Source organism: Marinimicrobium sp. UBA4509 (assembly GCF_002388575.1).
In the GTDB taxonomy this organism is placed as follows: Bacteria; Pseudomonadota; Gammaproteobacteria; order Pseudomonadales; family Cellvibrionaceae; genus Marinimicrobium; species Marinimicrobium koreense.
Map to the genome: position 1 here is coordinate 146,119 of NZ_DGMV01000047.1, position 8,047 is coordinate 154,165.

At 61.4% G+C, this 8,047-nt stretch carries 10 protein-coding genes; all 10 read right to left on the reverse strand.

Going from position 1 to position 8,047, the window contains the following annotated elements; genetic code table 11:
- Window positions 1-537, reverse strand: a 537-nt coding sequence (locus tag B3520_RS07435) for an amidophosphoribosyltransferase (protein ID WP_286875781.1), incomplete at its 3' end; no start/stop codon positions are given.
- 55 nt (window positions 538-592) lie between these two features.
- Window positions 593-1,087 carry a CvpA family protein gene (locus B3520_RS07440; RefSeq protein WP_024460379.1) on the reverse strand — a complete coding sequence of 165 codons (495 nt, stop codon included), beginning with the start codon at window positions 1,085-1,087 and terminating at the stop codon, window positions 593-595.
- Window positions 1,088-1,198: 111 nt separating this feature from the next.
- A complete protein-coding gene (locus B3520_RS07445) occupies window positions 1,199-1,786 on the reverse strand; it encodes an SPOR domain-containing protein (RefSeq protein ID WP_286806940.1) in 588 nt (195 codons plus the stop codon).
- Window positions 1,779-3,098 carry a bifunctional folylpolyglutamate synthase/dihydrofolate synthase gene (locus B3520_RS07450; RefSeq protein ID WP_286806939.1) on the reverse strand — a complete coding sequence of 440 codons (1,320 nt, stop codon included), beginning with the start codon at window positions 3,096-3,098 and terminating at the stop codon, window positions 1,779-1,781. The genes B3520_RS07445 and B3520_RS07450 overlap by 8 nt, the downstream gene beginning before the upstream one ends.
- Entirely contained in the window at window positions 3,099-3,962 is an 864-nt protein-coding gene (gene accD / locus B3520_RS07455) for an acetyl-CoA carboxylase, carboxyltransferase subunit beta (RefSeq protein WP_286806938.1), read from the reverse strand.
- An 83-nt stretch (window positions 3,963-4,045) separates the two neighbouring features.
- Window positions 4,046-4,852, reverse strand: a complete 807-nt coding sequence (gene trpA / locus B3520_RS07460) for a tryptophan synthase subunit alpha (protein ID WP_024460383.1) — start codon at window positions 4,850-4,852, stop codon at window positions 4,046-4,048.
- 24 nt (window positions 4,853-4,876) lie between these two features.
- Entirely contained in the window at window positions 4,877-6,121 is a 1,245-nt protein-coding gene (trpB, locus tag B3520_RS07465; protein WP_024460384.1) for a tryptophan synthase subunit beta, read from the reverse strand.
- Complete coding sequence (locus tag B3520_RS07470) at window positions 6,111-6,749, reverse strand: phosphoribosylanthranilate isomerase (RefSeq protein ID WP_286806937.1); 639 nt, start codon at window positions 6,747-6,749, stop codon at window positions 6,111-6,113. The genes trpB and B3520_RS07470 overlap by 11 nt, the downstream gene beginning before the upstream one ends.
- 80 nt (window positions 6,750-6,829) lie before the next feature.
- The gene (gene truA, locus B3520_RS07475) at window positions 6,830-7,729 is read right to left on the reverse strand and encodes a tRNA pseudouridine(38-40) synthase TruA (protein ID WP_414673701.1); all 900 of its coding nucleotides are present in this window, start codon (window positions 7,727-7,729) and stop codon (window positions 6,830-6,832) included.
- 150 nt (window positions 7,730-7,879) lie between these two features.
- Window positions 7,880-8,044, reverse strand: coding sequence for a FimV/HubP family polar landmark protein (locus B3520_RS17515; RefSeq protein ID WP_414673881.1), 165 nt, complete (start codon window positions 8,042-8,044; stop codon window positions 7,880-7,882).
- Between the last annotated feature and the right edge of the window lie 3 nt (window positions 8,045-8,047).

The following is an 8,047-nucleotide window of genomic DNA, read 5'->3' on the forward strand; positions in this document are numbered from 1 at the left end:
AATCAGGCCGTAGCGGGCAATCATCGACACCACCGCGTAACCACCGCTGACCCGACGATGCACGCCGGCAATGGCTTCAAAGATGTCATCCTCATTGGGCTGCAACTTACCCTGGGACTGCAGCTCGTGGGCAAACACGTTGAGCAACACCTCGGAGTCCGAGTCGGTGTTGACATGACGCAGGTCGGTTTTGAAAAGCTCTTCGCTGAGCTGGTCCGCGTTGGTCAGGTTGCCGTTGTGGGCCAAGGCAATACCGTAGGGAGAGTTCACATAGAAAGGCTGGGCGAGCGCCGGGCCCGAGCTGCCCGCCGTCGGATAGCGCACGTGGCCGATACCGATATTGCCCACCAGCCGCTGCATATGACGGGTCCGGAAAACGTCTTTCACCAAGCCGTTGGCCTTCTGCTGAGCCAGCTTGCCGCCGTCACAGGTCATGATACCCGCCGCATCCTGGCCGCGATGTTGGAGTATGGTCAGCGCGTCATAGAGCTGCAAATTGACATCGCTTTTACCCACAATACCCACAATGCCGCACATAGAAAAACCACCTTTACGTCATAAAAAAACGGAACACCCGGGCGGCGTCCCGGGATTAAAACCACTGAAAAAAGAAGCGGGTTGTCTCGGCCGCCAGTGCGCGAGCCCAATCTTCGAACGCGAGAAAATGCGGTACCAGGGCTGACTCGCGCCACCACTCGTCCTGGTCAACGGGAATGATCGAGGGCAACAGAATCAGCAGCGCCATGACCACCACCAGGCCACGGGCCAGCCCAAACAACATGCCGAACAGTCGGTCGGTGCCCGACAGACCGGTCATCCGGACCAGCTCGCCGATCAGATAATTCACCATGGCGCCGACAATCAGTGTCGCCGCGAACAGAATGACGAAGGCCGCCATTTCTCGAATGGAAGGGGTGGGAATCAAGTCCGTGAGCAGCACTGCCAGGCGATCGCCGAACAGCACAGCCACCACAAAGGCCACCAGCCAGGTGACCAACGACAGGGCTTCTTTGACGAAGCCGCGTTTGATGCTGATAAGGCTGGACACCAACAGTATGCCCAGTATGGCCCAATCTGCCCAGTTCATTCGCTGGCCCGACTCATGCTATGGAAAGCTCCCCGGTTGCTTGCGCGCGCATTTTAGCAGAGGCACCGCGGATCAGATACCCCCGGCGCCCGTCGGTGCCACCGGAGAGGCTCAAGGCTCAAAGCGCAGAATCAGCGCATCGACCTTCAGGGCCTGATCGACCGCCGCCTTGGTCGACTCGGCCTCCGAACGGCTCACTTTCGGACCGATAAACACCCGGCTGACCGCCCCGGCGTCGGTGCTGGCAGAGCGCACGTAGGCACGGTAGCCCTCTCCCTGCAACCGATCCCGCAGCGCCCGCGCGGTATCCGGGTCGCGGAAACTGGCGACCTGGATGACCCAGGCTGTACCTTCATCGGTATTCACCTCCGTCGCCTCAGATTCCGGCGCAGAACGTTCCGGCGGCGGATCGGCCTGAGCCTCCGTCGGTTCGGACTGGGCCTCTTCCAGGGAGTCCACTACCGGCTGGGAGTCATCTTCGGGCATAAACATGGTGTCGGGCTCCGGTGCCGGCTCAATATTCTCCGGCGCCGACGGCGCTTCGAAGACCATGGTGTCCCGGGCGGGTCGATCGGGAATCAGCGTCTGGGTACTGACCGGCTCCACCTGCCGATCCCGCAGGATGCTGGGCACTACCAGAATGCCAATCGCGATAAGGACGATCGCACCCACCAGGCGCTGTTTCAGACCGCTATTCATGGTTACTCTCTATATTGTCGCGCAGAGGGTCTGGCCTATCGCTCTCAGCATCCAGCCAGTCGAGGGCCGCGCTGACCGTGTAAAAAGACCCCATTATCACAATCCGATCTCCGGGCCGGGACTCCCGCCTCAGTCGCCCCATCACCTCGACTACTGTACCACAGCCGCTTGCCGAGACATTGAGCGCCGCCAGGTCCTGCTCCAATTGTGCCACGGTGGCGGCCCTGGGGATCTCCGGAAGCGATACCAGCCAACAGTGAGTCATCAATGGATAAAGCGGTGCCAGAGTGGCGACCCGATCCTTATCCGCCATCATGCCGACCACGAGGTGGGTATCTACCGGGCCAGCGCTCGTCAGACGGGCCGCCAGATGCCTGGCAGCGGCCGGGTTGTGTGCAACATCCAGCACCAGGGTTCGCCCCGCCCAGGGGCGAGTCTGATAGCGCCCGGGCAGCGTCAGCCGATCGAGCCTGCAGGCTTGCGCCAATGGCTCGACCTGATGGCCCAGTTGAGCGACAACCTGCAGGGCCGCGGCAATACTCGGCCAGGGCAGCACCGGCCGCTCGAGCTGGCACTGTTGCGGCTGACCATCACTGCCCTGCCCCCACCAGCACCAGCCCCCATCCTGTCCAGTAAATCCAAACCGCTCGCCAATGCGCTGTAACTCGACTCCAATTGCCCCGGCCGCCGACAGCAGGCCGGCCGGAGGTTGCTCATCAGCGCACAGTGAAATCTGACCGGCACGGTAGATACCGGCTTTTTCCCGACCGATACTGTCGCGGTCATTGCCCAACCAGGCCTGATGATCCAGGTCGACACTGGTGACCACTGCCACACCGGCATCCAGCAAGTTGACCGCATCAAGACGTCCACCCAGCCCCACTTCGAGCACCATGACATCCACAGCCTGCTCCTGAAAAATCAGCAGAGCGGCCAGGGTGCCGAACTCGAAGTAGGTCAAACTGATGTCGGTGCTCGCGGCATCAATGCGGGCAAACGCACGGCACAACTCACCGTCGCCGACCGGAACACCGTCGACCTGGATGCGTTCGTTATAGTGCTGTAGATGGGGAGAGGTATAGGCACCGACCCGCTGCCCGGCTGCCCGCAACATCGCGGAGCAGGCGGCCACGCAGGAGCCCTTGCCGTTGGTACCCGCTATGCTGACCACCCGGGCCTGGGGGGATAGCAGGTCGAGGCGCTCGGCCACCGCACGGATTCGGGTCAAGCCGAGTTCAATTTCAGTGGGATGGTGGCTTTCGAGCCAGTGTAACCAGTCGTCCAGGCGCTCAAAGCGCATTGCTGGTGCCAATCAGACCGCCTCGCGGCGAGTGAATTTAGCCAACAGGCGCGCGAGCGTATCGCGCATGTCCCGACGATGGATGATCATGTCGATGGCACCCTTATCGAGCAGGAACTCACTGCGCTGGAAACCTTTGGGCAGCTTCTGCCGAATGGTCTGCTCAATGATATTGGGACCGGCAAAACCGGCCCGGGCATTGGGCTCGGCGGCATTGATGTCACCCAGCAACGCGAGACTCGCGGATACGCCGCCGTAGACCGGATCGGTCATGACTGACACGTAAGGGGTGCCCTGACGCTTCAGACGTTCGATGACAGCGCTGGTCTTAGCCATCTGCATCAGGGAGATCAACGCCTCCTGCATGCGGGCACCACCGGTGGCCGAAAAACACACCAGAGGAATATCTTCTTCCAGCGCCACTTTGGCCGCCCGGGCGAAGCGCTCGCCGACGACGTAGCCCATGGAGCCGCCGTGGAAGGCAAACTCAAACGCCACTGCCACCACCGGCATGCCTTTCAGAGTCCCCTTCATGGCCACCAGGGCGTCTTTTTCGCCCGTGGTTTTCTGGGCGGTTGACAGGCGATCCTTGTATTTTTTCACATCGCGGAACTTCAGCCGATCGATCGGCTCAACGTCAGTCGCCAGTTCCTGACGATTCTCCTCATCCAGAAACAGGTTCAGCCGGGTTCTGGCGCCAATGCGCATGTGATGGTCGCATTTGGGGCAGACATCCAGGTTGCGCTCCAGCTCAGGACGATAGAGGACCGCCTGACACTTGACGCATTTTTTCCAGAGCCCTTCCGGTACCTTGCTGCCACCACGCTTACCCTCTGCACGGGCCATGCTCGGTACAATCTTTTCTAGCCAACTCATGTCGATTCTCTCTGCGAAATCTTGAGGTTTTCAGTCTCTGTCGGGCTGCCGGGCCCGACTCGGGTATTCGTTACTCGGAGCGATCAGGCATCCAGCGCTGTGCGGATACCGCCAACAATATCTCCCACGGCGGCGGCTATCTGCTCGGGCGACTGTTCGTACCGATCACCCATGGTGCTCACCAGGACGCTACCGATCACAACGCCGTCGGCCAGCGCGGACAGCTTGCGAGCCGTTTCCGGATCCTTGATGCCGAAGCCGATACATAGGGGCAGATCGGTCAGTTTACCAAACTCGTCCAGCTTGGCCTTGACCGCGTCCACATCCAGGTGTCCTGCGCCGGTCACCCCCTTGAGGGAGACATAGTAAATAAAGCCGCTGGCGAGGGCGGACACCTGCCGGGCGCGCTCAACACTGGTGGTCGGCGCCAGCAGCAGGATGTTGTCCATGCCCACGGCGGTCAACTCGCGCTTGAGCGGCTCCGCCTCTTCCGGCGGCAGGTCAACCGTGAGCAGCCCGTCGACGCCCGCCTCGGAGGCCAGCTGCGCAATGGTGTCGTAACCCATGCGCTCGATCGGGTTGGCGTACCCCATCAGTACCACCGGCGTATCGGCATCGGTTTCCCGAAACTGGCGCACCAGCTCCAGGGTGCCGCGCAGGCTGATTTTGTGCTCCAGCGCCCGCTCGTGGCCCCGCTGGATCACCGGCCCCTCCGCCATCGGGTCAGAAAAGGGAACCCCCAGCTCGATGATATCGGCCCCCTGCCTGACCAGTTCGTGCATCGCGGGCAGCGTGGCTTCGGGGTAAGGGTCACCATTGACGATATAGGTCACCAGGGCTTTTCTTCCCTGCGAGCGCAGGTCCTGCAGGCGTTTGGCAATACGACTCATGAATTCTCTATCCTGATTCTGCGCTTACACTTCGATGCCATCAAGCTTGGCAACAGTAAGAATGTCTTTGTCTCCACGGCCGGAGAGGTTCACCACAATACTCTGATCCGGACGCATGGTCGGCGCCAGCTTTTCGGCATAGGCCAAGGCATGGCTCGACTCGAGCGCGGGCATGATGCCTTCTGTCAGGGTCGTTTTACGGAACGCCGCCAGAGCTTCCTGGTCATTGATCGCCACGTAATTGACGCGCCCCTGATCTTTCAACCAGGCGTGCTCCGGGCCCACACCCGGATAATCCAGACCGGCGGAGACCGAGTGGGTCTCGATGATCTGGCCGTTTTCGTCTTCCATCAGATAGGTCCGGTTGCCGTGCAGCACCCCGGGGATACCGGCGCTCAGCGGTGCGGCATGGCGTCCGGTCTCAACGCCGTCACCGCCGGCCTCGACGCCGTACATTTCGACACTGTCATCCCCGAGGAAGGGGTGGAACAGGCCGATGGCGTTGGAGCCGCCGCCCACACAGGCCACCAGGGCATCGGGCAGACGACCGGTCTGCTCCAGACACTGAGCCCGGGCTTCACGCCCGATCACTGATTGGAAATCGCGCACCAACTGAGGATAGGGGTGCGGACCGGCCACGGTGCCGATAATGTAGAAGGTGTCGTCGACGTTGGTGGCCCAGTCGCGCATGGCCTCGTTCATCGCATCCTTGAGGGTGCGGGAACCGGAGGTCACGGGAATGACTTCGGCACCGAGCAGCTTCATCCGATAGACGTTCAGGGACTGGCGCTGGACGTCCTCAGCCCCCATGTATACGCAACACTTGAGACCGAGCCGCGCCGCCACAGTGGCCGATGCCACGCCGTGCTGCCCTGCCCCGGTCTCGGCAATCACCCGCTGCTTACCGGTGAACTTGGCCAGCAGTGCCTGACCAATGGTGTTGTTCACCTTGTGGGCACCGGTGTGGTTCAGGTCTTCCCGCTTGAGGTAAATCTGGGCCCCACCCAGTTCGCGGCTCCAACGCTCGGCGTGGTACAGCGGGGATGGGCGCCCGACGTAGTAGGCCAGATCCTTGTCGAATTCCGCCTGAAAATCCGGATCGTTTTTCAGGTCGCCGTAGATGCGCTTGAGCTCATCCAGGGCATAAATCAATGTCTCGGACACAAACCGCCCGCCATAAGGGCCAAAGTGGCCATCGGCGCTGGGAAACTGGCTGTAGTCGGTGTCAGAGTACCGTTTGCTTGAAAACGCTTGAGTCTTAGAGTTCACCTTGATCACCGTTGAGGGCGTTAAACATAAACTGGTTTACTTTGCCGGCATCCTTGAGACCGGGCGACGCTTCTACCCCGCCACTGACATCCACGCCATAAGGGCGGGTCGCGGAGATCGCCTGACGGACGTTGTCGGGCGTCAGGCCACCGGCCAGAATGACCGGTCGTTCAGGGTTGCGAGGCACCCGCTCCCAGTCAAAGGTTTCTCCGGTGCCGCCCGGGACCCCTTTGCGGTAGGCATCCAGCAAAAAACCAGACGCGTGTGGATGCTCTGCCATGGCGGCCATAACATCCAACTCAGGACGCATACGCAACGCTTTGATATATGGACGCCCGTAGCGGACGCATTCGTCGGCCGTTTCATCGCCATGGAACTGCAGCAGCTGTAGAGGCACTTCGTTCAGGACCGCGTCGATCGTGGCCGGAGCGGCATTTACAAACAGCCCGACGAGGGTCGCGAACGGCCCTACGGTGTGGGCGACAGCTTTTGCCTGCTCAATGTCCACGGCCCGGGGGCTGGCCGGGTAGAACACCAACCCCAGGGCGTGAGCGCCGGCTCTGAGCGCCAGTCGGGCGTCTTCCGAGCGCGTAATGCCGCATATTTTAACCCGAATGTCCTGACTCATGTCCGCCCTGTCTGCCGCTGTGAAAACAGACCGGAGATACTAGCAGAAATCCGCACAAATTGCTGCCAGAGGCCGCCGGATCAGGGATTTTCCATCAATCCACCCAGGGGCTCAGGCACAAAAATCGGACCCGGTTGACCGCCGGGCAGGCCAAAGGCCGCCGGGTAATCGACATGGACCAGGTACAGTCCGAAGGGACGCGCCGTCACCCCACCGGCGCTGCGGTCCCGGGCCGCCAGAATTTCCGCCGCCCAGCCAATGTCCGCCTCGCCAGCGCCAATCGCAAGCAGAACACCCACAATGTTGCGGACCATATGGTGTAAAAACGCGTTGGCCCGGACTTCAAGCACAATCAGGTCGCCCCGTCGGACGAGGTGCAGATAATCGATCCGGCGAACCGGGTTGCGCGCCTGGCACTGACTGGCCCGAAAGGAGGTGAAGTCGTGCTCCCCAACCAGGGCCTGGGCCGCCTCACGCATGGCCCCGACGTTCAACCGCTTGCGGGACCAGGTAATGTGCTGGTGGGTCAGCGCCGAGTAGGTGTCGCGATCGGAAATCAGGTAGCGGTAGGTGCGTGAGCGGGCACTGAAGCGCGCGTGAAAACCGGGCTCAACCGGCCTGGCCCAGCGTACCGCTATATCAAAGGGCAACTGAGCACGGGTGCCGAGCACCCAGGCCTTTTCCGGCCTCTCGGCCATCGTGTCGAAGTGGACAATCTGACCGGTGGCGTGAACCCCCGCATCGGTCCGGCCGGCGCAGATCAGGGAAATCGGCTCGTTGGCCACGGCGCTGAGCGCCCGCTCCAGATGCCCCTGCACCGTCGGAACCCCACTGGGTTGCGTCTGGAATCCGTGGTAGTGGGTTCCCTGATACTCGACCGCCAACGCGACCCGGTGCATCCCCTCGGGCCACTCGGTATCGGGAAAGATTTCGGCGTTGCGCTTGTAGGCTCTGGGCTGGGCCTGACTGGTTTCGGTCATCACTTACTCTTGCCTCGACAATCGGCCGCTTTAGAGAACTCAACCAGCCCCCCCAAAAACCGCCAATCCTGAAAAACATTGCCACCCCTGAAAAAACAAAGCCCTGCGCACAGGATGCGCAAGGCTTTGCAGGAGAACCAGCCGGAAAAATCAGCTTTCGATTCGACCCAACAGCTCCTCCGCTTCCTGCTGCTGCTGTTCGTTGCCCTCCTGGCGCACCTCTTCCAGAATATCGCGGGCACCGTCCGCATCACCCATATCGATATAGGCGCGGGCCAGATCCAGCTTGGTGGCGTTTTCGTCGGTTTCACCCAGGAA